Below are 23,673 nucleotides of genomic sequence, written 5' to 3' on the forward strand. Positions count from 1 at the left end.
GGGCCGAGAACCGGAGCGGGGCCTACCGTTTCGCCAGCTCAACTGGCGGTGTGGGCGCGCTCCCACGCCGGACGGCGCCCCTCGAAGGGTGGCGTGGTGGGAGCTCGCAGGGAGAGGCGGCGGGCGCACAGGTGCGTGCGTCCCGTCGGCGTCCCGGTGGTCTGCCGACGTCGCTGCCGCGTCGGACGTCACGCAGTCCCGTGGGCCGGTGGTCCGGTCGCGGGCGCCCCGCGATGCCGTAATCGTTCCCGTTCGCCCCGCGCGATCCGGTGTCCGGATTCCGCCGCCAGCCGGACCGGAGCGTCTGGGATACCGGTCACGGGCCGCCGTCGCGGGGGTTCCTGACGGTGTGTCGCCGGAGCGCCCTCGTGTGTGGAACGCCCGGACGCGCCGAGCACACCGGCCCGTCGCGACGGCCTCAGGAAACCGACCCGGAGCCCTCGTCGTCGAGAGCCCGGTTGCAGGCTTCCGTGAAGGCGCGGAAGTCCGTCCGGAAGTCGAATTCGATCGACGCGTACTCCGCGGCTCCGAGCGACTGCCGGGTGAACTGCGCGCTCTGCTGGTGCAGTTGGGCCAGCACCCCACGCGCGCTCGACCGTACGGTGATCAAGGCGGCGGCCGTGGCCCCCGCCGCGCCGACGACCGCGCCGACGAGCGCGGCGACCCCCTGATCCATGGGGGCAGTGTGGCGCACGGGACAGGCCCTCGCTCCTGAGTCGGGGTGCCCCGACTCAGGCCGTCCGGCGCGTCCCCCGCGTCCGGAGTGCGGGGAGGGGCGGCGCCGGTCCACGGTCTGCCGACTGCCGACTGCCGACTGCCGACTGCCGACTGCGAGCAACGCCGTGCTCCGCGGCGTCAGACCGACCAGCCGGTCGCCGCGATGGTGAAGGAGTGCCCCGCCGGGTCGCTGAAGAGGCGCGCCTCGCGCGGCCCCTCCTCGGCGTCCGAGTCCAGGGGCCGGGCGCCCAGCGACACGGCCTCGCGCTCGGCTTCGTCGATGTCCTCGGGACCCACCAGGATGCGAAGGTGCGCCTGCAGGGAGTTCTCGGGGCGAGGCCAGCTCGGCGGGGCGTGGCCGTGGTCCCGGTGGATCGCGAGACGGACGCCCGATCCGCCGATGACCTCGATCAGATCGGGGTCCTCGCCGACCTGGATCTCGCCCCCGAGCAGTTCCGCGTAGAAGTGCGCCAGAGCCTGCGGCTCCGCGCAGTCCAGTACGAGCATGCTTGTCTTCGTGACGGTCATGGCCCGCGCCTACCCCGGGCGGACGGACGTATCCCAGGCGGGAAAGGGCCGGCGGATCGGGGCCGACCCGCCGCCACGGCTCCCCGGGTCCCGTCACCGGACAGACCCTGGGGCGAGGGAGGGGAGTCCTGCCGATCGTCGAGGGTCGGCAGCCGGGGGTTGGCCCGATCCTTGCACATCATGACCATCCGGCCACTACTGGAGAGCGATCCACCGGGGCGAATCTGAGGGCGCGCCAGAATCACGGCGCAGCCTGCACACGGCGACCGACGAAACGAGCCCGCCCGATGGACCTCACCACCACAGCCTCGACCATGCGCGCCGTCACCCAGGACGTCGCCGGCCCCCCGGCGGTCCTCCGCCTCGTCTCGACACCGCGCCCCGTGCCCGGCCGGGGCGAGATCCTCGTCCGGGTGCGGGCGGCGGGGGTGAACCCGGCCGACTGGAAGACCCGGCAGCGCGGCGTCTTCCCCGACGGCACACCGTCGCCCTTCACCCTCGGCTTCGACGTCGCGGGAGTGGTCGCGGAGGTCGGCGACGGGGTGACCCTCTTCCGGGTGGGCGACGCCGTGTTCGGCATGCCGCGCTTCCCGCACGTCGCCGGGGCCTACGCCGAGTACGTCGCCGCCCCCGCCCGCCACTTCGCCCCGAGCCCCCGGGGGCTGACCCCCGTCGAGGCCGGCGCGCTGCCCCTGGCCGCGCTGACGGCCTGGCAGGCCCTCGTCGACACCGCGGACGTACGCCCCGGCAACCGCGTCCTGATCCACGCCGCCGCCGGGGGAGTGGGGCACCTGGCCGTCCAGATCGCCAAGGCCCGCGGCGCGTACGTCATCGGCACCGCCGGCGCCACGAAACACGACCTGCTGCGTGACCTCGGCGTCGACGAACCGATCGACTACCGCACCCAGGACTTCGGCGAGACCGTCCGTGATGTCGACGTGGTCCTGGACAGCCTCGGCGGCGCCCACTGGGCACGTTCCCTGCGCACGATCCGGCCCGGCGGCACCCTCGTCACGATCATCCCGCCGGACGCCGCCTTCCCCACCGCCGAGGCCGAGGCGCGCGGCGTCCGGGCCGTCTTCATGCTCGTCGAACCCGACCACGCCGGCCTCCGGGAGATCGCCTCCCTGGTCGAGAGCGGACGGCTGCGCGTGCTGGTCGACGAGGTGTTCCCGCTCGCCGAGGCCGGCCGCGCCCACGCGCGGGGCGAGACCGGCCGTACCACCGGCAAGCTCGTCCTCTCCGTCGCTCCCTGACGGTGCGTCGGCGACGAGCCCGACCGCGACCGGGGGTGTCCCGCCCGCAAGGGGTGGCCGGGAGAGTCCGCGGTCTTCCCCGAAGGCGTGACAGGCGGAACGTGGTCAGTCCGGTCGCCGGTCCTCGTAGGTGATGCCGTGGCGAGCGGCGATGCGGTTGAGACGGGCCGGGTCGAGCCGCCCCGCCGACGTGAGTGCCGGCCGGGCCTCCACGAGGTCCTCCACGAAGCACTCCCAGCCGCCCGGCGACGAGATCTGCAGGACGCGGGGCGGCCGTCCGGCGCCGGGACGCAGGGCGTGCGGTACCCCATGGGGGAGCAGCACGAACTGCCCGGCCGTCAGGGCGTGGGTGCGGTCCTCGGCATCGACCAGGAGCTCGCCCTCCAGCACGTAGACGCTCTCGTCCGCGATGTGGTGGACATGGCGCGGGATCTCCTGGGCGAGGACCACTTCGAGCAGGGAGAAGCGGCCCTCGGTGTCGTGCGTCCGGGCCTTGACCGAGAACGCGGGCGGGAGCGGGATGCGGCCGGGCCGGGCGGCCCCGGACTCGAGCAGGACGAAACGATCGTGCGTCATGGTGTTCCTCTCCGGGTTCGGGCGGTGTCAGCGGGCGTGGCGGACCCCGCGCCGCCAGACGGCGGTCGGCGCGGCGAGGGCGGAGACGTCGTGCGTCGGATCGCCCGCCACCAGCAGCAGATCCGCGCGGCGGCCGGGGGCGATCCGGCCCCGGTCGGACAGGCCGAAGTGCTCGGCGGGGACGGCGGTCGCGGCGGCCAGCGCCTCCCGCGCGTCCAGCCCCGCCGCGCACAGCAGCTCCAGCTCGCGGTGCAGTCCGGCGCCGTGTGAGGGCGCGAACGGGGTGGCGTCGGTCCCCGCGAGCAGCGGCGCTCCGGCCCGGTGCAGGGCCCGCAGTGCCCCCACGGCGTGGGCGAGACGGCCGGGCGGCGCGCAGGCGCCGGCGCCCGCCCCCCGCGCGCCGATCGCCTCGAAGTACGCGAGGGTGCTCACGACGAACACGCCCTGCTCACGAACGCGTTCGGCCAGCCGCCGCCCCACCGGGTCCCCTGGCGCGAGGTCGGCCCAGACATGGGCGAGCCCGTCGACGCCCGCGTCCAGGGCCACCTCCACCTCGGCGGCGGTGATCGCGTGGGCGACCACCCTCAGCCCCGCGTCGTGCGCCGCCGCGGTGAGGGTCACGGCGATCTCCCGGGAGAGGACGGGAAGTTCGGTTCCGTGCACCGTCCCGTCGTCGATGACGATCTTCAGGAAGTCGGCGCCCTCGGCGATCCGGGCCTTGACGAACCCCTCGGCCTGCTCGGGCCGGGTGACGAAGTCGAGCTCCGTCACATCGCCCGGGTCGAGCACGCTTCCGGTCAGCAGGGCCAGCAGCTGCGTGGGGTGGCCGCCGGGCGCGGTGGCCACGGTGCCGGCGCTGCGCAGATCGGCCACGTCGTCGCTCTCCTGCGCCAGCGACCGGTGCCGGGCCAACGGCCGGGGCAGGCAGAACATGTCGACCTCGGTGGTCACCCCGTACCGCAGTGCCTCGGCCAGGCTGCCGTCGAACACATGGGTGTGAGCGTCGATCAGACCGGGCGTCAGGGTGCCGCCCCGCCCGTCCACCTCGACGTCCCAGCCGCCCGTGTCCTCCGTACCGCCACCGACCGCCGCGATGACGCCGTCCTCCAGCACCACCTCGGTGACACCGAGTCGGTCCCGGCCGTCGAACACATGGACATCATGAATCCGTGTACGCATCTGAAGGGCTCCCGTACGTGCCGCTCGTGCCGGGGAGGCCGTTCCTCCCCGGACGCCACCACAGAGGTCGCGCCTCCGCCGGGTGTGACATCGCGGGCCCGGACCGTGCGCTGTGTCACACCCGGATCCGTCCATGTCACACCCGCGTACTCACGGCACTCTTCGGTGACGGCAGACGAGGAGGAAAGACATGACACCCGACCCACCGGCCGAGCGGATCGCCGAGCCGCGGTCCGGGCGGATCGCCGCCCGACCGGCCGACCGGATCCCGGACGCGGTGACCGACGCGTTCCTCGGTCACCGTGAACTGCTGTTCTCCGTGACGTACAACATGCTCGGCACCGTCGCCGACACCGAGGACGTGCTGCAGGAGGTGTGGCTGGCCTGGGCCGCCCGGCACGGCAGGCCCGGCGCCGCGCCGGTGGACAACCCCCGGGCGTACCTCGTCCGCGCGGCCGTGAACCAGGCACTCGCCCGGCGCGCCGCCATGAGCCGCCGCCAGGAGACGTACGTCGGCTCCTGGCTGCCCGAGCCCCGGGTGACCGAGGAGGCACCCGACGGCGCCGAGCGGGCCGAGCAACTCTCGATGGCCGTCCTCGTCGTGCTGGAGTCCCTCTCGCCCCTGGAACGCGCCGTGTTCGTGCTCCACGACGTGTTCGGCTTCGCGCACCCCGAGATCGCCGGGATCCTGGACCGGTCCCCGGCGGCCGTGCGTCAGCTCGCCACTCGGGCCCGCCGCCACGTGCGGGACCGCCGCCCCCGCCACCGGCCCCGGCCAGACGTCCACGCGGAGGTCACCGAGAAGTTCGCCGAGGCCGCGCTGGGCGGCGACCTGCGGGCCCTCATGGAGGTGCTGGCACCGGACGTGACGCTCTGGACGGACGGCGGCGGCAAGGGGCCCGCCGTCAGCCTCCACCCCGTACGAGGCCGCGACCGGGTCGCCGCGGTGTTCGCGGCCGTGGCCCGGGCCATGCCGCCGCAGGGGTTCGACATCCGCTACCGGCGGGTGGCCGCCGACCCCGGCGCACTCGTGTTCTCCGGCGACAGCCCCCTCGCCGTCGTCGTCGTGGACCTCGTCCCCGGCGGTGACACGATCGCCTCCGTCTTCTCGGTCACCAACCCCGACAAGCTCGCCCACCTCAGGGCTGTCCCGTAGCCGGCGTCGGGCGCCCGCCGGCTGCGGGACAGCCCATGGGGCGTGCGAGGCAGCCGTACGAGGCTCCGGTCCGGCGGGGCCGGGGCCGTGCCGGACCGGAGCGGCCAGGACTCAGGCCGGGATCCACGCCAGCGCGAACAGGGCCACCCCGAGCAGCGCGGGCAGCGCGAGGCGCGTGTGGCGGCCCACGCCGAAGACCGCGCCGAAGGCGGTGAAGACCAGGGTCAGCATGCCCGCCAGACCGGCCAGCAGCCGCAGCGCGTCCCGCAGCGGCAGGTCCTGGGCGATCTGCGTGCTCGTGACGATGAAGGCGATGACCGCGGCCAGCAGACCGAGACTGCCCAGGGTCTCCGACCGGAGCCGGGTGATCTCGGCCTGCTCGTGCGCCCGCGTCTCCCGCGTGACCTGTTCCACCTGCGCCTGCATCGACGCCTCCAGACGCTCCGCGGTCTCCCGCAGGCCGCTGCGGATGGCCTCGGTCTCCCGTCGCAGCACGATGTCGGCCCGGATGCGGTGGTACTCGACGACGCGTACGGCGTATCCCGAGCGGGCGGAGTCCTCCAGATCCATGGCTCGCTGGATCTGGGTGAGTGCCGTGTCGAAGTCGCCTGTGAGCGCCGCGAGTTGTGCCCGCACGGCGCGGTAGCGTGGCTGCTCCGGGCTGATCTCGACCGCCCGGTCGACCTGCGCCAGAGCGGTCCGCAGGTCCTCGTCGGCGACGTCGGCGCCACTCCATCCGTACTCGGCGAGCACCCTGGCGTGGTGCGCGACGAGAGCGAGGTTGCCCGGGTAGGCGTCCAGCGCCGACGCGGCGTGGCGCAGCGCCGCCGCCAGGTTCGGCCCCATCGGGTCCAGCAGTGCCAGGTCGGACTCCAGCAACGCCCGCATGGGCACGGAGCCGAAGCGTGCGGCATGGCGGAGGTACACGGTACGGAAGCGGCTGCCGTCCAGGGCCCGCCGATGGCGCGCGAGCAGGACGTAGAACGCGTTGAAGGCGCGCAGCGGGTCGGAGTCGTCCCCTATCACCCGCTCCAACGCCTCCAGATCGGCGTCGACGAGCGAGGTGCACACGGTCATGGCGGCGCTGTGGTGCTCGGCCGACTCCAGGGGCGGCAGGGCACCCAGGGCGGTGGTGATCTCCCCCGGTGACATGGTGATCACCATAGCGGCGGCACGGGGACCGCGAACAGCGCCCGGGCGGTTCGCGGCCGGCGCTCGCCGTGGGTCCCGGGCGAGCGCGTCCGCCGCCGTCAGACGTGCGCGAGCAGGTCCTCCAGCGGCCGGGGAACCCGCCCGAGGTCCACGTGCGCGATCAGGGCGCGCGCGTACTGGGCCTTGCGTCCGCTGTGGGTGCCCATGAACCGGCGCAACTGGTGTTCCACGGGCCGCGTCCGCTGCGCGGGCTGGGTCCGGAACGTGCGGAAGGGCCGCGTCTCGCCCTCCTCCTCGATCACCTGCTGCACACGTTCGGCACCGAGGGCGCGGATCAGCTCGTCCTCCAGGTCGGCGACGCACACGTGGAACCCGAGTCCCGCCAGCCGTTCGCGCGTCAGTCCGGAGCCCAGCCCCACCCGCTCCAGGTGGCGCCGGAAGTGCGCCTCCTCGCCGATGTCGTAGAGGCCGGCCAGCGGGATGTCCAGGCCGGGGGGACCGCACACGTCCAGGAAGTGCCCGATGTTCGTCGCACCTCCGAGCGGCACGACCACGACGCCCTCCGCGGTCAGATCGCGGCCCGCGCGCGTCGCCAGTGCCTCCAGCGCGGCCCGGTCGCTGCTTCCCTCGACGAGCACGATCGAGCGCACCCCGCCGGCCGTCTCGCGCGCCGCCCGGGCGGCCGCGTCCGCTCCCGGTCCACCGGCCGCCCACGCGACCAGGGCCTGCCGGAAGTGCTGCGTCTCGTCCAAGATCTTCCCTCCCGCGGCCATCCTGGCAGGCCGGAAGCCGCCGCGCAGGTGGGTTTTCGCGGGCAGGACCCCGGCCGTCGACGGTCCGCCCGGGGCGATCCTCAGATGCGTCCACCGGCAGGACGGAGCGCCGGCGGCGGAACGGCGGAGGCGCGGAAGCCCGGAGGCGGGGGAGTCCGTGCGCCCGCCGGGGGAGTGCGGCGCCCGTCTGCGGGCAGGCGGACGCCATGGCTGACGACGCGATATCCGAGCAGAAGACGGACGAACGGGCGACGAGGCGCCGGGAGACGCCCGAGGAGAGGGCGGACCGGCAGTGGTCGGAGCTCGTCCAGGAGATCCGGGTCGCGCAGACCGGCGTGCAGATCCTGCTGGGCTTCCTGCTGACCGTGGTGTTCACGCCGCACTTCCAGTCGCTGGGGCAGACCGAACGGACGATCTACCTCGTGACCGTCGTCCTCGGCTCGCTCGCCACGGGCGCACTCATCGGCCCCGTGGCCTTCCACCGCATCGTCTCGGGGCGGCGCATCAAGCCGCAGACGGTCGTCTGGGCGTCCCGCCTCACCTTCACCGGGCTGGTCCTGCTCCTCGCGACCCTGGTGTCCGCACTCTTCCTCATCCTGCGGGTCGCCACCCACGACGGGTACGTGCCCTGGCTCGTGTCCGGAGTCCTGGCCTGGTACCTCGTGTGCTGGTTCGGCCTGCCGCTGTGGGCGCGCGGCCGCTACACCCGCGTCGACGAGGACTGAACACCCGCCCCGAGTGCCGCCCCACGGGTGCCGTCGGCGGCGGCGCGGTCCGCCGCGCCGCCGCGGGTGGTGCCCCGGAACGGGCCACCGCCTCTGCCGGGCGCCCTCACATGTCGCGGGCGGCGTCCACGTTCCCGGCGCGAGGGAAGATCTCGTCGGCGCCCGTCACCTGCAGAAGCCGCAGAAGCTGGTCGGGCACGGGCCCGCTGAGGACGAGCGGCACCATCTGATGCAGCCGGATCAGGCAGTTCAGGCCACTGGAGTCGGCGAACGTCAGCCCGCTCACGTCGAGGATCAGGCGCCGTACGCCCGACTCGAAGGCCGCTTCCTCGCCTGCCTGTTGGAGGCCGGGAGCGGACTCCACGTCCAACTCGCCCGCGCAGTGGATCACACGGACGGGACCGTCCTCGGGCTCGGTGCTCACCTGAAGCCGCATGCGTCGTGCTCCTCGTGTCATGGTTCGGCGTGAAGAGCGAACCTCTGGTCAAGGCTTCCCCCACCAAGCCCCTACCTCACCCTCACGGCGGGAACACATCACGGTCGGCACGAGGGGCCCTTCCTGCCCCGTGCATCACGCGCGTCGGGCGGGACCGATCTCGAACGGAGCGCCGGGAAGGCGCGCTGCCGCGACCGGCGACACCCTCGTACGGGCGGCATCCACGGCGGGCCGGGCGTGTCAGGGCGGCGGCCGCGCGCTCGGTGCGGATAGTGGCAGGCGGCGGGCGCCGAACGGTCGACGCCCGCAGCCGTCACCCGAGCCGTGTGGAGAGCAGGCCAGAGATGAAGAGAGCACTCGTCGCCGCCGTCGGAGCCGCGATGGTCATCGGCCCCGTGGCCGCCCCCGGTTGGGCCACCGAACGGCACGACCCGACCCGCGGCCACGTGACGGCGAACGCCGCGTATCCGATCGGTGAGGTCGTCTCCGACGCGCCGCTCAACGTCCGCCAGAAGCCGACGATCTACTCGAACATCGTCAAGGTGCTCCGTCCGCACGAGCGCATCCTGCTCAACTGCGAGAAGCGGGGTGGCTGGGTCGACGGCAACCCCGTCTGGTACCGCATCCAGGGCTTCAACGGCTGGGTCTCCGCCCGCTTCGTCCACAACCACCAGCCGGTCCGCCCCTGTTGATCGAGCCGGAAGGCGCGACGGCAGGGGGCCGCGCCGCCTGACACGGGCACGGGCGCAGGCGCGGGACCCGGACGCGGGGACCGATGGCCGAGCGCCGCCGCGTCGCGTGACCCCGCCCGACGCGTGTGGTGTGCCCCCCGACCGACGCGAAGGCCCTTGCCCGGTCCGGGTGTTGCCACGAACCGGGCCACGGCCCGCCGACCACCGACGTCGGCGGGTCGCCCGCCCGCCCGGTCCGGTCCCGTGCCGCGGACTCACCGCCCCCTTCGTCACCGGTCACCTCACGCACGGCCGGTGAGTTCGGGACCCGCCGCCTGATCTCCGCTGTTTGCTGTGCGTGATCGCGGCTAGACGGTCAACGCGACCGCGGTGGAGGTGCCGGCGGCGGAGCGTGAGGGAGGGGACCCGTATGACGACAGCGGGACAGGACCGGCGAGTTGCGGGGCGCGGTACCGTGCCGATCGGCCGCGACGTGGTGCTGGCGGTCGGACTCGTCGGGACGTGCGTCGGCGGCCTGGCGCTCTTCCTCAAGACGGTCGAGTCGGCCGGAAGCCGTACGGCGGTGCTGCCGCTCCTCATCGTCGCGACGCTGGTCGTCGCGATGGTGATCATCAGGTGGAGCGTCTCGCCCGTCCGCGGGAGGCTGTCCGCTCCTCCGGCGGAGCCGTGGGACGCGGCGGACGCGTACGTGACGACGGCTCCGGACGTGCCCGACGTCGGACCCGAAGCCCTGGACCACGCGGCGGTCGACGCCGACGGCTTCGAGCACACGATCGCCGCGCTCTGCGTGCGGGACGGCTGCTCCGCCGTGGAAGTGGTCGGCGGCGCGGGCGATCTGGGCGCCGACGTCATAGCGACGACCGCGGACGGACGCCGCGTCGTCGTCCAGTGCAAGCACTACGCCGACCACAACCGGGTCGGCTCGCAGGACCTCCAGCGGTTCGGCGGTACCTGCTTCACCGTCCACGAGGCCGACGTGGCCGTCGTCGTGACCACCAGCTCCTTCACCGCGCCCGCCATGGAGTACGCGGCCACCTGCGGCATCGTCTGCGTCGACGGCGACACGCTGACCGCCTGGACGGAGCTGGCGATCCTCCCGCCCTGGGACACCCCCGACCCGGACGTGCCCCCGGCGGCCGCCGCGGCCGACCCGGCCTGATCCGGTCCGGGCGGCCGGCGGCGCGCCGCGGCCACCCGTGGGGTCAGGCGGACAGGGTCCGGTGGAGGGCGTCGAGGCCGTCGCGGTAGATCCCGGCGAACAGCTCCTCCGCCTCGGCGTCGCTCACCCCGTCGGGCGTGAAGCGTCCGGACCACTGCACCTCGACGAGGTCGTCCCGACCCTCGACCGTGTGGACGCGGAGGGTGGAGAGATAGCCGGTGACGGGGAACGGCGCCTCCAGGATGGCGTACGTGTAGAAGCGCTCGACCTCGTTGTAGGCCATGAGGCGTTCGACGATCACGTCACCGTCGGGGTTGGTCAGGCGGCGGACCCGGCCGCCTTCGAGCGCGGTGCTCTCGGGGATGTAGGGGAGCCAGTCGGGCAGGGCGTCGAAACCGCCGATGAGGTCCCAGACCTGCTGGGGCGAGGCGGGCAGGACGCGGCTGACGGACGTGGAGGCCATGATCGTTTCTCCTGGGGTGGGTGCTGCGTGGGGGATGTCGGGGTCAGGCGCCGTGCGGGAGCGGGGCGGCCGAGCCGACCAGGCCGGCGGCGCGCAGCTCGGTCCAGAACGCGGCGGGGACGCCCTCGTTCAGGGCGGCGGTGTCCTCGGCGATGCGGCCGGGCCGCGTGGCGCCGGGGATGACCGCGGCGGAGGCCGGGTGCGCGAGGGAGAACTGCAGCGCCGCGGCCTTGACGCTCACGCCGTGCTTCGCGGCGAGGGCCTTCAGCTTCCCGACGCGCTCGATGATCTCGGCCGGTGCCTGCTGGTACTCGAAGTGGGTGCCGCCGGCGAGGATGCCGGAGCTGTAGGGACCGCCGACGACCATGTCCACGCCCTGCTCCTGCGCCAGCGGGAGCAGGCGCTCCAGGGCGTGCTCGTGGTCGAGGAGGGTGTAACGGCCGGCGAGGAGGAAGCCGTCGGGCCGCGGCTCGTCGAGTGCGAGGGTCAGCTCGATGGGCTCGGTGCGGTTGACGCCGAGGCCCCAGGCCTTGATGACGCCCTCGTCGCGGAGCCGCGACAGGACGCGGAAGGCGCCGGTGCGGGCCTCCTCGAACTTCTGCAGCCACAGGTCGCCGTGGAAGTCCTGGGCGATGTCGTGGACCCAGACGATGTCCAGGCGGTCGGTGCCGAGGCGCTTGAGGCTGCCCTCGATCGAGCGCTCGGTGGCCTCGGCGGTCCACTCGTGGACGATCTTGTTCGGGTTGCCGTGCTCGAACAGGCCGCCCTTCTCGCCCAGGTCGCGGGCGGCGGTCTCGTGCTCGTCGAGGACGACCCGGCCGACCTTGGTCGACAGAACGTACACGTCGCGCGGCTTGTCGGCCAGCACCTCGCCCAGACGGGTCTCGGCCAGGCCGGCGCCGTAGAAGGGGGCGGTGTCGAAGAAGCGGACGCCGTGGTCCCAGGCGGCCTCGACGGTCGCGCGGGCCTCGTCGTCGGGGATCGCGCGGAACATGTTGCCGAGCGGGGCGGTACCGAAGCCGAGACGGCCGGGAAGGAGGTTCTTGAGGGACATGCGGGTGCCTTTGCGAGGTGAGGGGGCGAGAGAGTCGATCCCCCGCCGTGCTGGCGCCGCATTTGAATGCAAGCGCGCCTTACATGCGTAGACAATACTTGCATGCGCGGGCTAATTCAAGGGGGTGCCCCGTACCGACGCGACGCCACGCGGGCCGCACCCACGCGAGCAGAGGTCGATGTCGCGCTCCCGGCGCGGGGGATGGGAGAGTGGCGGCATGTGCGGCCGATACGCCTCCACGCGTGCACCCCAGGATCTGGCCGGTCTTTTCGAGGCCCGCTGGAATCCGGAGGAGACCATCCCGCCGAGCTGGAACGTCGCCCCCACCGATCCGGTGTGGGCCGTCTGGGAACGGCCGGACCCCGACACCGGCGAGCTGGAGCGCAGGCTGCGCCCGCTGCGGTGGGGGCTGGTGCCGTCGTGGGCGAAGGACCCGGGGGTCGGTTCGCGCATGATCAACGCGCGCGTCGAGACGGTCCACGAGAAGCCGGCCTACCGAAAGGCCTTCGCCGCGCGCCGGTGCCTGCTGCCCGCCGACGGCTTCTACGAGTGGGAGTCCGTCGCGGCGACCGCGGACGCGAAGGCGTACAAGCAGCCGTACTTCATCCGGCCCGAGGACGCGTCTCCGATGGCGATGGCGGGTCTGTACGAGTTCTGGCGCGACCCGGCCGTCGCCGCGAAGGACGATCCGGACGCCTGGCTGACCACCTGCACGATCATCACCACCGAGGCCACCGACGCGGCCGGCCGGGTCCACCCCCGGATGCCCCTCGCCCTCGACCCCGCCGACTACGAAGCCTGGCTCGACCCGGCCCACCAGGACGTGCACGCGCTGCGCGCGCTGCTGCACACCCCCGGCGGCGGCCGCCTGGAGGTGCGTCCGGTGTCGACCGCGGTCAACAGCGTCCGCAACAACGGGCCCCGGCTGCTCGACGCCCCCGCCTGACCACGTCGGGAGCGCGCACGTCTCCCGTCGACGGGAAGGCCGCCTGCCGGGCGGATCAATGCGGCCCGTCCGGGGCCCGTGGTGCGTGGCGCAGCGCCAGGGGCGGTTCCGGTGTGGTCGAGGAGATCTCGGGTTCCAGGCCCTCCGCGGGCGTCGTACGCCGGCGCCCGGCGTCGAGACGCCAGGCTTCGAAGACCAGGGTCGTCGCAGTGACGACGGTGATGCCGAGCAGCCATCCCCCGACGACGTCGCTCACCCAGTGCACGCCGAGCGCGACCCTGGTGTACGCGACTCCCACGACCGCCGTGACGGCGAGCGCCCAGGGCAGCGGGCGCCAGGCGCGGGGCACCAGGGGAAGCAGGACCAGCAGGAGCACCGCGCAGGAGGTGGTCGCCGTCATCGCGTGACCGGACGGGAAGGAGTATCCGGGAGCGTGGGACACCGGATCGGGCAGGTGCGGGCGGGCGCGTTCGACCGCGTGCTTCGTCAGCAGGCCGGTCAGACCGCCGGCCACCGCCGTGACGGACGCCCAGGCCGCCAGCCGCCACGCGCGGCGGGTCAGCAGCCACACCACCACGCCGGCGACCAGGAGTCGCATCACGACCGGATCCCACACGTAGCCCGTCAGGAACTCCAGGAAGCGCACCCAGCCCGGGTGTTCGAGGGCGGTCTGGTGCAGCCGCTCCGCCGTGGTCCGGTCGAGCCGGTGCAGCGGCGGCCACCGGGACTCGACGAGGACCAGCGCGAGCGCGAAGGGAACGGCCGCGACGGCGGTGGCGAGCGCCGCCAGGACGAGCCGCGTCCCGAAGGCCGCGTCGGCACCGCCGTGCCGGGTGAGAAGGGCCCGGACGGCGGGCCGTCGGGATCGCGTGGGGTGCTGTGCCATGGGGGCGTCGACTTCCTTACGTGTCGCGTGGGGAGAGGCGGCCGGCTCGTGGGGGACGTGGTCAGACTCCGGGGTCCCGGCCCACCGGTTCCCTCAGGCCCGCACGCGCGGCTTCCAGCTGTGCGGCGAACGCGAGGCCGAGGAAGAGGGCCAGCGAGGTCAGATAGGACCACAGCAGCAGGGCCATGATCGCGCTGAGGGGTCCGTAGACGGTGGTGAAGGAGCCGCTCGCGCCGACGTACAGGCTCAGGGCCCAGGTCGCCGTGATCCACAGGACCAGGTAGACGACGGCGCCGAACGCGAGCCAGGTGTAGCCCGGTTGGGCGCGGCGCGGCGAGAGACGGAAGATCGCGCTGGTCGCCAGGACGGCCAGCAGGACCCCGACCGGCCAGCGCAGGATCTCCCAGGCCCGGACGGTGCCGGGACCGAGATGGTGGACCTGCGCGAACGCGTGCGTGAGATCGCTGCCGAGGACGGTGACGACGAAGCCGAGCCCCAGCGGGAACCCGGCCAGCGCGGCCATCACCAGCCCCCGGGTGTACTTGTGCAGGAACGGCCGGTCGCGCTCGTTCCCGTAGATGCGGTTGGCGCCGCGCTCCACCTGGCACAGGCTGGTCGTGACGTTGACCAGGGAGAACAGCAGGCCCAGCCAGAGGGCGGCCTGGCCGCCGTCGTCGGCGTGGCGACGGCTCTCGCGCAGGGCGTCGTCGACCAGCTCCCGGCTGGGCCCACTGGTGATCCGGCGTATCGTCAGCTCGGCGACGCGGCCGATGTCCTCGGTGTGCAGCACGCTCGACAGCCCGATGGCGGCGATGGCCAGCGGCACGATGGACAGCACGGTCTGCAGGGCCAGCGCGCGGGAGTGGCTGAAACCGTCGGCGTAACGGAACCGCACGAAGGAATCCCGGGCCAGCCGCCAGCCCCCGTAGCGGCGCAGCGCGGCCCACGCCTCGTCGCCGGACAGTTCCTCGCCCCGGACGTCACGTCTCTGCGGTACACGTGTGGCGGTGCCCATCATGATCCTGACTGTGTGTGCCTCGGTGCGAGCGGCGCGAGGACGTCCGGTGGGACGGGACGGTTCGGGGCTCCGGGTGACAGCGGCGCACCGTCGCTCCTGCGGGTTCGGCGCGGGGCGGGGGCGGCGGGCCGTACCGCGGCGGGCCCCGGAGCACGCGGCAGCCGTACGCGCAGCGCGCCCGGCTCCGTCTCCACGGTGAGCCGGCGGCCGTCGGTGACGGTGTCTCCGTCGATCTCTCGGGGCTGCGCCCCGGCGAAGCGGATGTCGATGTGCCGGCCGCGGTAGTACGTCAGAGCGCCACCGGCGACGGACCGTTCGCCGGTCTCCGGATCGGCCGCCGGCCCCGGCACCTGTCGCGCCCCCGTGGAGCGCCGGCGCAGGACCCGGGACACCAGATGCCCGGTCACGGCGAGCCACCCGGCCGCGCCGTCCGGGTCGAACAGCACGACGTCCAGCCGCCCGCTGTCGGCGCGCGCCCCCGGCAGCAGCTCGACTCCTCCCTGCAGCGTGCCGACGTTGCCGACGACGATCATGCGGGCCCGGTGGCGGCGGCGCCGTCCGCCGTCCACCCGGAGGGACACCCGGGTGCGGGGATCCCTGAGGTGCCGGGCCGCCGCGAGGAGGTAGGCGGCCCAGCCCAGCCGTGCCTTGAGCCGCGGCGACGCGTCGCGGACCATGGCGGCGTCGAAGCCCGCCCCCGTCATGACGGTGAACCGCGTGGGACTGAGGCCGTCGCCCCGCACCCGCCCCACGTCGATGCCGAAACAGTCCCCGCCCAGGGCCTCTTCCAAGGCCGTCGCCGGGTCCAGGGGGAGGCCCAGGTTGCGCGCGAGGAGGTTGCCCGTGCCGCAGGGAACGACCGCCAGCGCGATGTCCGTCCCGGCCACCACATCGGCACAGGCGCGTACGGTCCCGTCGCCTCCGCAGGCGACGACCAGGTCGACGCGCCCGGGGACCGGGCCGTCCCGGCTCGGCGCGGGGGAGTCACAGGCCTCGGCGAGTTCGCCGCACGGCTGCTCGGCCGTGGTCAGGGTCCATCGCTGATCCGGATGGCCGTGCGCCGTCAGGACGGCGCGTACGCGGTCGGCGAGCCGGTCGTCGCAGGCATGCGGATGACGGACGACGACGACCCGCCCGGCCGTCCGGATGCCGGGGGCCGCACCGGAGGGGGACGGCCGGCGGCGGTGGTCGTCGGCGGCGCCGCCCGGAGCGCGTCCGGCGAGGAACACCGATCCGACGACCAGAAGCGTCAGCGCACCGTTGACCAGACCGCCCACCACGTCGGTGGGGTGGTGCATGCCCCGGTACAGCCGCGACAGCCCCACCAACGGCGGGACGAGCAGCAGAGCCGCCACGGTGACGTACCGCCCAGGACCCCGCAGCCGGGTCAGCGCCAGCAGGGCCAGCCCCCCGAACAGGGCGACCGAGGCCCCGACATGACCGGACGGGAAACTCGACGTCGGCGGCGCCGCGTCGAGATGCGGCACGGCGGGGCGGGGCCGCTCCACGCACACGGTCACGACGAGGAACACCGCCGACTGCACGGCGACCGACGCGCCGAGGAACACGGCCTCCGCCCACCGCGGTGGACCGGGCAGGACCAACAGTGCGGCGACGCAGACCAGGGTCACCGCGACGATCGCCTGGGTGCCGGCAGCCATCGACAGCCAGCCCGAGACGGCGTCGGCCGGAGGGGCGCGGTGGGCGGCGAACGTGTGGCTGACCCGGTCCTCGACGGGGCCGAGCAGGTCCGCCACCGGATTCCTGGTCACCAGCAGACCCAGCCCCACCATCAGGCTCACCTGCGCCGGCACCAGCACCAGAAGCCGTGAACGTCTCGCGGCCGCGTCCCTCTGCGTCGTCATGACAGTCCTCATTGCCCGTCACGGCCGGATGATGTCCGCGCCGGGTGAGCGAGGCCGCCCGCGCCGTCCCTCCGGCGGCGGCCCCGCGTCCCGCCCCGTCGTACCGACCCGGCCCGTCGGACCGTCGCGTCCACCGGCCTCCCGTACCGGTGGACGCGACGCCCGCTCAGGACCAGGAGGCCGCCACCAGCGACCTCTCCGCGGCGGCCAGATGGACCGAGGCCGCGAGCCACGCCCGCGCGTAGCCGTCGGCGGAGGCGTCCGTGAGACGGCCGAAGACGTCGCGCGGCCTGCGGTCCGCCTCGGCCGTCAGGGCCTCCGCCAGATCCGCCGCCCCGCCGAACCCCGCCCGGCGCAGCGGTGCGACGAGACCGGCCGCGTCCGGCCCGCGCCCTGCCTCGGCCACTGCACGCCGGCCACCGGCGACCCCCGTCTCCAGCAGGCGCCGTACCCGCCACAGCGGCGCGTCGGCCAGCGGGTCCGGTCCGGCCGTCACCGGACCCGACACGTCCGGGGCCGCCCCGCGCGGGAAGTGGCTGCCCTGGAGGCGGTCGTAACCCAGATCGGCCCGGCCCAGCCACTCCTCCGGCAGCCGCGGGGTGTACGACGCCCCCGGCACCGGACCGACCGCCAGCGGCCGGAGCGTCGCCGCCCGGTCGAGGTCGGGCCGGCCCAGCACCCGGAGGGCGAGCCCCGGGTGCTCGGCGATCCGGCGCAGGTTGGCGGCGTGCGGCAGGTCCGGATGCGGGTGGGCCGGGCGCAACCGCAGCAGCGGACCGCCGCCGGCGACGCGGACCACCAGATACTCCCCGGCCGCGCCGACCACCTCCACGTCGCAGCCCAGCAACGGCGCTTCCGACTGCTCGCCCTGCTCCTGCGGGCCGCCGCCGAGTGCGGCGGCCATCGCCTCGCGCACCGGCCGGGAGAACAACGCCGCGGCGGGCTCCTCCGACCAGTCCACCCCGCGCAGGGGGGTGGCCCGCACACCGCGGCCCGCTCCGAGACGTCCGTCCGCGGAGACGGTCGCCCCGACGATCCGCAGCCCCCCGCGCGCCAGCCCGGCATGGTCGAGGACCCCGCCGCCCAGCGCCACCGACGCGGAACCCGCCCCCCTGGCCCGGCCCAGACCACCGGGGCGCACGTCGGACACCGAGTAGCAGCGGCCGTCGGCACCCACCAGGTGCGTGGACACACCGCCGTAGCCGGTGGCGGACAGCACCGGCTCCCGGCACAGGCCGAACACCCGCAGGCTGCCGCCCTCCTCGTAGGCGCGGCGCGCGCTGCCGGCGGCGCCGGTACCCGCCGACCCGGAGGCGAGCCGGACGGCGCCGGCCAGCAACTCGCTGAAGGAGGAGGTGAGATCGCCGAGCCGCTGACCCTGGCCGCGCTCCCGCGCGGCCCGCAGACCCCGTACGACGCGCAGCGCGGCGGCCTCGGCACGGGGCAGCCCCGCCAGCCGGGCGGTGTGGGCCGCGCGCAGCAGCTCGGCCTGGACCACCGCCCCACCGGCCGTCACACCGGCGGACAGCGCCTCGGCGGCCGCCTCCCAGAGCACGGTCGCCGCCCGGACCTGCGCCGGGCCGAGCACGCTCACCGCATCCTCGGCCTCGACGACGGGGGCGACGGAGGGGCCGGGACCGACGCTCGGGGGCGACGCGGCGTCCGCGGCCGCCGGCTCCGCGGCGGAGCCGGCGGAGGCATCCCCGCCGTCCGCCGGCGGTTCCGCGGTCACGGACACGGTGTCCGCGTCCGCGATCGGGGCCGCGCCCAGCACGGCGGCGCGGTGCAGGCAGCGAGGGGCCAGCAGACAGGTGCAGACCGCCTGTTCGGGGGCCGTGACGGCGCCCGACGGGCCGGGGCTCAGGGTGACCACCGCGTCCTCGCCGAAGCGCACGTCGACCGAGCCGCCGGTGGACGGGACGGCGTGTTCGGCGCAGCCGGCGATCGCGGCGTCGAGCTTCTTGCGCAGCCGGGCGCTGAGCTGCTCGACGGCGTCGGCGAGCACCTCGGGGGCGACGGGCGGCAGGACTTCCAGGCTCAACGGGCTTCTCCACGGAGGCGGTCGCCCACCCAGCGGGCGAGGGCGAGCGGACTGAGGGCGGCCACCGGCATTCCGGCGGCGACGAGCCGGCGCGCCACCGGCACCGAGTAGCGGGGCGCACCGGAGTCGTCGAGGGCCGCGCAGCCCAGCAGATGGGCGCCCGACGAGGCCAGCGCCCGCACCTCCGCGAGCAGTCCGGCGAGCGGGGCGCCCTCCTCGAAGTCGCTGACCACGACGACGAGGGTGCGGCTCGGCACGGTGATCAGCGAGCGGGCGTGCGCGAGCCCCGCGGCGATGTGGGTGCCACCGCCGACCCGGACCTCCAGCAGCAGCGACAGCGGGTCCTGCACGCGGTCGGTCAGGTCCACCACCTGGGTGGAGAAGGCCAGGAAGTGTGTCGACAGGGTCGGCACACCACCCAGCACGGCGGCGGTCAGCGCCGACCAGATCACCGAGGCCTCCATCGAGCCGGAGACGTCGACGACCAGGATCAGGCGCCAGTCCGACTCCTTGCCGGCACGGGTGGCGAACACCGGCCGTTCCGGCACCACCACGACGCGGCCGTCGTCCGTGCGGCGCGTGTGGGCCAGGTTCGCGCGCAGGGTACGGGCGAGGTCGAGGCGGCCACCGGGCCGGCGGGTCGGGCGCGGCGTCGTCAGGCCGGAGAGCGTCGGGCGCAGGCGGGTGGCCAGTTCCCGGGCGAGTTCGTCGACGAGCCGCTTCACGAGCGGCCGAAGCCGGGCGAGTTGTGCCTCGGGCATGCCGCCGGCCAGCGACAGCACCGAACTCAGCAGCTCCACCGAAGGGCGCACCGCCGCCGGGTCCAGCTGTGTGAGGACGTCGGAGCGCCCCGCGTCGGCCGCCTCGGCGAGGACCTCCTCGCGGACGTCCGCCCCGAAGAGCGCCTCCAGCTCCTGGGACCACTCCCGGGCGGTGGGGAAGGAGGGATCCTGCCCGGCGCCCGTCCCGGCACCACCGTCCAGGTCGTCGGCGCCCTCGCCGCGGCCCCTGCCGTACAGCTCGTCCAGGGCGCGGGCGTAGCGGCGCGCGTCGGCGCTCAGCCGCTCCTTGTGACGACCGAGGAGGAGGCGCCACCGGTCGGCGGAGCCGAGTCGCCGGTCCGCCGGTCCGGCGGGGTCCGGGTTCGGGTCCGCGGGGACGGGGGCCGGAGTGACGGGACCGGCCACGGGTCGCGGCCCGTCGGACCCGTCGGGTGCGGCCAGGGCCAGGGCCTTCAGCGCGGCGAGACCGGCCGCGTCGGCGGCGGCCCACAGCGCCAGCAGCTCCGGCGGGGCGTCGAGGGAGAGGTCCAGCCGGTCGCCGAGGCGCTCGGTCACCGTGGTGAGCAGGCGGTCGCGGGCGGCCGGGGCGAGCGCGTCGAACCCGCCCCGCAGCGCCGGAAGTCGGTCGAGGAACTCCTGGTCACCCAGGGAGTCGACCCGGTCGAGCAGCGGTGTCAGGGCTTCCGGCGAGGCCTGGAGCAGCGGCCCGGCGGCCGTGAGAAGTCCCGCGAGCCGCTTCGTCAGGGCCCGCCGCGCGTCGGGAGCGGTCGCCGCGTCGACCCAGCCGGCCGCCCGTTCACCCAGGCCGGCGGCCGGGTCCAGATCCAGCATCACGCGTACGGCCAGGGCCGCGCCCTGCATCAACGGAGCGGCCTCGGCGGCGAGTTCGGCGAGCGCCCGGTCCAGCCGGAGTCCCAGGTGCCGGGCGGCCGTCCGGTCCGCGAGCGCCACCAGCGCGCCCGCGTCCGCGGGGGTGTCGCTTCCGGCGAGACCGGGCAGCGACCGTACGGCCGCCTCCAGCAACTCGTCCGTCAACGTGCCGGCGGTGGTCCGGGCCTCCTCCGTGGTGCCGGGGTAGTGGCCGCGGCGTATGCCCTCCAGGAGATCCAGGGCTGCGAGGAGTTCCGGCAGGTCGGCGGTCTCGGGCAGGAGAACCGACGCCTCGCGCAGCCGTGCGTCGACCAGTTCGGGCAGGTCGCAGCGGGCGGCGGCGGTCAGCCCGGTCAGGATCTGGGCGGCGGTGGGGCCGCCCTCGGCGGCCTCCCGGCGCGCGGTCTCGCCCAGGGTGCCGGCGGCCGCCTGCTCGGCGGTCACCCCACGGACCCCGGCGAGATCGAGACGCGCGGGCACGGACGGCGTCCATGTCAGACGCCACTTGGTACCGAGCGCGGTGCCGTCGCCGGTGGCGGCCACGGCGACGGGCTCGCCGTACGACGCCCCGATGACCAGCAGGCGCTGCAGCAGAACCTCGCGGCGGCCGTCGAGCGGGGAACGGAGCGGGTCGAGCCGGACCTCGCGGGGCTCGGGCTCCTCCGGGCGGGGCAGCCGCAGCCGGGCCAGCTCGTCCTCGACCGACGGGCCCAGACCCGAACGGGGCGCGTGCGGGCTGATCCGGCCGCGCGCGGTGCCGACGAACACGGCTTCCAGGGCACGGGCCAGCGCCCGGCCCCGGCCGAGCGGCTCGCCCTGCCCGAGGACGGTGGTGACGGCCTCGAGCAGCTCCCCTCGCCCGGGCGCGGGCAGTCCGCGCAGGGCGGCCAGGTCGCAGGCCAGGCGCAGGGTCTCCGCGGCCTCGCCCGTGCCGGCGGTGTGACCCGCGCGGCGCAGCTCCCGGCACAGACCCGTCACCGCGGCGGACGCCGCCACCCGGATCCGCTCGGGCTCGCCGCCCGAGGCGAGCACGGCCTGCTGCCACAGGGGGTCGCGGATGCCGGCGGGGTAGCCGGACCGGGAGTCGAGCAGGTCGAAGGAGTACGGCACGAAGGAGGTCACCGCGCCCCCGGCCGTCGCTCCACCGGCGGTCCCCGGCGCGCGGTCGCCGCCGGTCGAGGCACGGTGCGCGGGGCGGCCGGCCGCGCTCGACCCGGCCGCGTCGGGACCGGCCTGAGCCGGGACCGCCGCCGGGCCCGCACCGGCCGGACCCTCGTACGCCGGCACCTGGTCCCGCGTACCCGTGTCCACGCCCGCGTCATGGTCCGTGCCGCTGTCCGCGAGCAACGCCGGCGCGTGGAAGGCACCGACCACGGCGGCGACGCGACGCCCTCCCGCCGAGGCCGTTGCGATCACCTGCCGCATCCGGGCCTCGCGTGCCAGGTCGGTGGCGGGTACGGCACCGTCGGCGCGCAGCGCCCAGCCCACGCCCAGGGCCGCCCGGCGCACCGCCTCGGGGGAACACCCCGGAGCGAGCACCTCCACCGCGCGGTCCCACATGTCCTCACCCTCCCGGCCCGTGCCGGCGGCGGCGAGCGCCCCGGCGAAGGAGGCGCGCCCCCGCGTCTCCCCGGCGTCCGGACCGGTGGGAAGGACACCCGAGGGCGTGGCGGTGGGCTCTGCGGAGAGCGCGCCGCCGGCGGAACCGGCGCCCCCGGCCACGGAGTCGGCGCCCGGGTCCGTCCCGAGTCCCGCCTCGCCGTCACCCGCGCGGTCGTCCGCCTCCTCGCCCCGCTGCCGTGCCGTGCTCGCCGGCGACCAGCCGGGGTCGGACAACGGCAGGTCGCAGCACACGACCTCCACCCCGCGCTCCCGCGCCCAACGCACCGCCACGAGCTCCGGTGAGAAGTCCGCGAAGGGGTAGAACGCCAGCCGGCCCGCCTCGCCCGCCCCGGCCAGCGCGACCGGGGCAACCGTCTCCGGGTCCGCCAGATGCTCCAGCCACGGCTGGAAGTCGGCCGGCAGCTCCACGCAGACCACCTCGGCACCCGCGTCCTCCAGCAGGCGGGGCACCACCGCCGCCAGCGCCGGACTGTGGTGGCGCACTCCCAGCAGGTACGGCTCCCGAGACGCGGCCAGCGCGTCCACGGCCTGCCGCGGATCGACACTCGTCAACGCAGGCTCCCGCGCAGGTCCCAGAGGCGACGCCACATCGCCGAGCCGCTCTCGGCCCGGCGGCGCACCGGGCCGTCCCAATAGCCCAGCAGCCGTGCGTGGTCGGCAGGATCGTCCTTGCGGACGACGCCCAGCAGATGGCCCGGCAGCAGGTCCAGCACGTCACCGCCCGGCAGGTACGCGGCCGCGACCCCCAGCGACGCCGCCACCTGCACCGCCTCGGCGGTGGACATGACCGTCCCCGGCCGCTCCACGTCCCAGCCCTCGGTGGAGCGTCCCGAGCGCAGGTCCCGGAAGACGGTGACGAGCGCGTCCAGGACGGCGTCGTCGACCCCGAAGGCCGCGCCCGCGCGCTGTACCGCGGCGACGGCCTGACGGCGGATCAGGACGGCTTCGGCGTCGGCGTCCGCGATCGGGTCCACCGTCTCGAAGTTGAACCGGCGCTTGAGCGCTGCGGACATCTCGGACACACCGCGGTCCCGCAGGTTGGCGGTGGCGATGACGGTGAAGCCGGGTTCCGCGGTGACCACCGCGTCCGCGGAGGCCGTCAGCTCCGGCACCGTGATCCGGCGGTCGGAGAGGATGGACACCAGGGCGTCCTGCACCTCGGGCAGGCAGCGGGTGATCTCCTCGACCCGCACGACCCGGCCGGTCCGCATCGCGGCGAGCACGGGGGAGTCCACCAGGGCCTCCGACGTGGGGCCCTGAGCGAGCAGCAGTGCGTAGTTCCAGCCGTAGCGGAACGCGTCCTCCGTGGTACCCGCCGTACCCTGCACGGTCAGCGCGCTGGTGCCGCTGACGGCGGCCGCGAGCAGCTCCGACAGCATCGACTTGGCGGTGCCGGGCTCACCGGTCAGCAGCAGCCCGCGCTCTCCGGCGAGGGTCACCACACAGCGCTCCACCAGCGCGCGTTCGCCGACGAACTTCGGCGTGATCTCCAGCTTCGAGGGAAGGCCCGCGCGGCGCTTGGGCAGGGCCAGTTCCTCGCCGCCGCTGCCGCACACGAAGGTGACGACCGCGCGCGGGGTCAGGGCCCAGCCGGGCGGACGGGGGCCCGGGTCCTGGGCGGCCAGGAAGGCGAGCTCGGCGGCGTGACGTTCCTCGGCCGCCTGGACCTTCCGGGCGGGGGCGGGCTGTTCGGTGACGGTCATGCGGGAATCCTTCTGCGTGGTACGGGTAACGGATACGGGGCGGCCGGTGCGGCGCACCTGGGCAGGGGTGCGC

The 23,673-nt window shown here is 74.9% G+C and carries 21 protein-coding genes; 6 read left to right on the plus strand and 15 right to left on the minus strand.

Annotation, left to right across the window (positions count from 1 at the left end; genetic code table 11):
- Nucleotides 1-418: 418 nt before the first annotated feature.
- Together ACE1OA_RS33110 and ACE1OA_RS33115 are read right to left on the minus strand one after the other, a co-directional pair.
- A complete protein-coding gene (locus ACE1OA_RS33110; protein ID WP_384873189.1) occupies nt 419-676 on the minus strand; it encodes a hypothetical protein in 258 nt (85 codons plus the stop codon).
- A 179-nt stretch (nt 677-855) separates the two neighbouring features.
- Entirely contained in the window at nt 856-1,245 is a 390-nt protein-coding gene (locus tag ACE1OA_RS33115) for a VOC family protein (protein ID WP_356601528.1), read from the minus strand.
- Between the two features lie 287 nt (nt 1,246-1,532).
- On the opposite strand from ACE1OA_RS33115, the gene ACE1OA_RS33120 reads away from it, so the two are divergent.
- Nucleotides 1,533-2,501 (plus strand): NADP-dependent oxidoreductase, encoded by a 969-nt coding sequence (locus tag ACE1OA_RS33120; protein ID WP_432753856.1) that lies wholly within the window; start codon nt 1,533-1,535, stop codon nt 2,499-2,501.
- 105 nt (nt 2,502-2,606) lie between these two features.
- Here the strand turns inward: ACE1OA_RS33120 and ACE1OA_RS33125 are convergent, their stop codons facing one another.
- Together ACE1OA_RS33125 and ACE1OA_RS33130 are read right to left on the minus strand one after the other, a co-directional pair.
- The gene (locus ACE1OA_RS33125) at nt 2,607-3,077 is read right to left on the minus strand and encodes a cupin domain-containing protein (RefSeq protein ID WP_432753857.1); all 471 of its coding nucleotides are present in this window, start codon (nt 3,075-3,077) and stop codon (nt 2,607-2,609) included.
- Nucleotides 3,078-3,104: 27 nt separating this feature from the next.
- Nucleotides 3,105-4,256 (minus strand): amidohydrolase family protein, encoded by a 1,152-nt coding sequence (locus tag ACE1OA_RS33130; RefSeq protein WP_432753858.1) that lies wholly within the window; start codon nt 4,254-4,256, stop codon nt 3,105-3,107.
- Nucleotides 4,257-4,446: 190 nt separating this feature from the next.
- On the opposite strand from ACE1OA_RS33130, the gene ACE1OA_RS33135 reads away from it, so the two are divergent.
- On the plus strand, nt 4,447-5,412 hold the full coding sequence (locus tag ACE1OA_RS33135) for a sigma-70 family RNA polymerase sigma factor (RefSeq protein WP_356601524.1): 966 nt from the start codon (nt 4,447-4,449) through the stop codon (nt 5,410-5,412).
- 111 nt (nt 5,413-5,523) lie between these two features.
- Here ACE1OA_RS33135 and ACE1OA_RS33140 read toward each other — a convergent pair whose 3' ends face one another.
- Together ACE1OA_RS33140 and ACE1OA_RS33145 are read right to left on the minus strand one after the other, a co-directional pair.
- Nucleotides 5,524-6,564, minus strand: coding sequence for a hypothetical protein (locus ACE1OA_RS33140; RefSeq protein ID WP_384873177.1), 1,041 nt, complete (start codon nt 6,562-6,564; stop codon nt 5,524-5,526).
- Between the two features lie 98 nt (nt 6,565-6,662).
- Nucleotides 6,663-7,316 carry an ATP-dependent endonuclease gene (locus ACE1OA_RS33145; RefSeq protein WP_356601523.1) on the minus strand — a complete coding sequence of 218 codons (654 nt, stop codon included), beginning with the start codon at nt 7,314-7,316 and terminating at the stop codon, nt 6,663-6,665.
- Between the two features lie 227 nt (nt 7,317-7,543).
- Between ACE1OA_RS33145 and ACE1OA_RS33150 the strand changes: the two genes are divergently transcribed.
- Nucleotides 7,544-8,062: a DUF6328 family protein gene (locus tag ACE1OA_RS33150; RefSeq protein WP_356601522.1), complete on the plus strand. Its 519-nt coding sequence runs from the start codon at nt 7,544-7,546 to the stop codon at nt 8,060-8,062.
- Between the two features lie 106 nt (nt 8,063-8,168).
- Here the strand turns inward: ACE1OA_RS33150 and ACE1OA_RS33155 are convergent, their stop codons facing one another.
- Nucleotides 8,169-8,498, minus strand: coding sequence for an STAS domain-containing protein (locus ACE1OA_RS33155; protein WP_356601521.1), 330 nt, complete (start codon nt 8,496-8,498; stop codon nt 8,169-8,171).
- A 344-nt stretch (nt 8,499-8,842) separates the two neighbouring features.
- Here ACE1OA_RS33155 and ACE1OA_RS33160 point away from each other — a divergent pair, with 344 nt between their 5' ends.
- Together ACE1OA_RS33160 and ACE1OA_RS33165 are read left to right on the plus strand one after the other, a co-directional pair.
- A complete protein-coding gene (locus ACE1OA_RS33160; protein ID WP_432753859.1) occupies nt 8,843-9,190 on the plus strand; it encodes an SH3 domain-containing protein in 348 nt (115 codons plus the stop codon).
- 409 nt (nt 9,191-9,599) lie between these two features.
- Nucleotides 9,600-10,349: a restriction endonuclease gene (locus tag ACE1OA_RS33165; protein ID WP_384873172.1), complete on the plus strand. Its 750-nt coding sequence runs from the start codon at nt 9,600-9,602 to the stop codon at nt 10,347-10,349.
- Between the two features lie 43 nt (nt 10,350-10,392).
- Here ACE1OA_RS33165 and ACE1OA_RS33170 read toward each other — a convergent pair whose 3' ends face one another.
- Together ACE1OA_RS33170 and ACE1OA_RS33175 are read right to left on the minus strand one after the other, a co-directional pair.
- Nucleotides 10,393-10,812 carry an SRPBCC family protein gene (locus ACE1OA_RS33170; RefSeq protein ID WP_384873169.1) on the minus strand — a complete coding sequence of 140 codons (420 nt, stop codon included), beginning with the start codon at nt 10,810-10,812 and terminating at the stop codon, nt 10,393-10,395.
- A 43-nt stretch (nt 10,813-10,855) separates the two neighbouring features.
- Nucleotides 10,856-11,866, minus strand: a complete 1,011-nt coding sequence (locus ACE1OA_RS33175) for an aldo/keto reductase (RefSeq protein ID WP_432753860.1) — start codon at nt 11,864-11,866, stop codon at nt 10,856-10,858.
- Nucleotides 11,867-12,083: 217 nt separating this feature from the next.
- Between ACE1OA_RS33175 and ACE1OA_RS33180 the strand changes: the two genes are divergently transcribed.
- Nucleotides 12,084-12,812 carry an SOS response-associated peptidase gene (locus ACE1OA_RS33180; RefSeq protein WP_384873163.1) on the plus strand — a complete coding sequence of 243 codons (729 nt, stop codon included), beginning with the start codon at nt 12,084-12,086 and terminating at the stop codon, nt 12,810-12,812.
- 55 nt (nt 12,813-12,867) lie between these two features.
- Here ACE1OA_RS33180 and ACE1OA_RS33185 read toward each other — a convergent pair whose 3' ends face one another.
- The 6 genes from ACE1OA_RS33185 to ACE1OA_RS33210 all read right to left on the minus strand — a co-directional run bounded on the left by ACE1OA_RS33185 (nt 12,868) and on the right by ACE1OA_RS33210 (nt 23,600).
- The gene (locus tag ACE1OA_RS33185; RefSeq protein WP_356601515.1) at nt 12,868-13,698 is read right to left on the minus strand and encodes a phosphatase PAP2 family protein; all 831 of its coding nucleotides are present in this window, start codon (nt 13,696-13,698) and stop codon (nt 12,868-12,870) included.
- Between the two features lie 61 nt (nt 13,699-13,759).
- Complete coding sequence (locus ACE1OA_RS33190) at nt 13,760-14,713, minus strand: YihY/virulence factor BrkB family protein (RefSeq protein WP_432754122.1); 954 nt, start codon at nt 14,711-14,713, stop codon at nt 13,760-13,762.
- Nucleotides 14,713-16,581 carry a diacylglycerol kinase family protein gene (locus ACE1OA_RS33195; RefSeq protein WP_432753861.1) on the minus strand — a complete coding sequence of 623 codons (1,869 nt, stop codon included), beginning with the start codon at nt 16,579-16,581 and terminating at the stop codon, nt 14,713-14,715. Before ACE1OA_RS33195 ends, ACE1OA_RS33190 begins: the two co-directional genes overlap by 1 nt.
- Nucleotides 16,582-16,747: 166 nt before the next feature.
- A complete protein-coding gene (locus ACE1OA_RS33200; RefSeq protein ID WP_432753862.1) occupies nt 16,748-18,622 on the minus strand; it encodes a hypothetical protein in 1,875 nt (624 codons plus the stop codon).
- The gene (locus tag ACE1OA_RS33205; RefSeq protein ID WP_432753863.1) at nt 18,619-22,449 is read right to left on the minus strand and encodes a vWA domain-containing protein; all 3,831 of its coding nucleotides are present in this window, start codon (nt 22,447-22,449) and stop codon (nt 18,619-18,621) included. Before ACE1OA_RS33205 ends, ACE1OA_RS33200 begins: the two co-directional genes overlap by 4 nt.
- Nucleotides 22,446-23,600: an ATP-binding protein gene (locus ACE1OA_RS33210; RefSeq protein WP_356601511.1), complete on the minus strand. Its 1,155-nt coding sequence runs from the start codon at nt 23,598-23,600 to the stop codon at nt 22,446-22,448. Before ACE1OA_RS33210 ends, ACE1OA_RS33205 begins: the two co-directional genes overlap by 4 nt.
- Nucleotides 23,601-23,673 lie beyond the last annotated feature (73 nt).

It is taken from the genome of Streptomyces sp. JL2001 (assembly GCF_050917515.1).
Classification (GTDB): Bacteria; Actinomycetota; Actinomycetes; order Streptomycetales; family Streptomycetaceae; genus Streptomyces.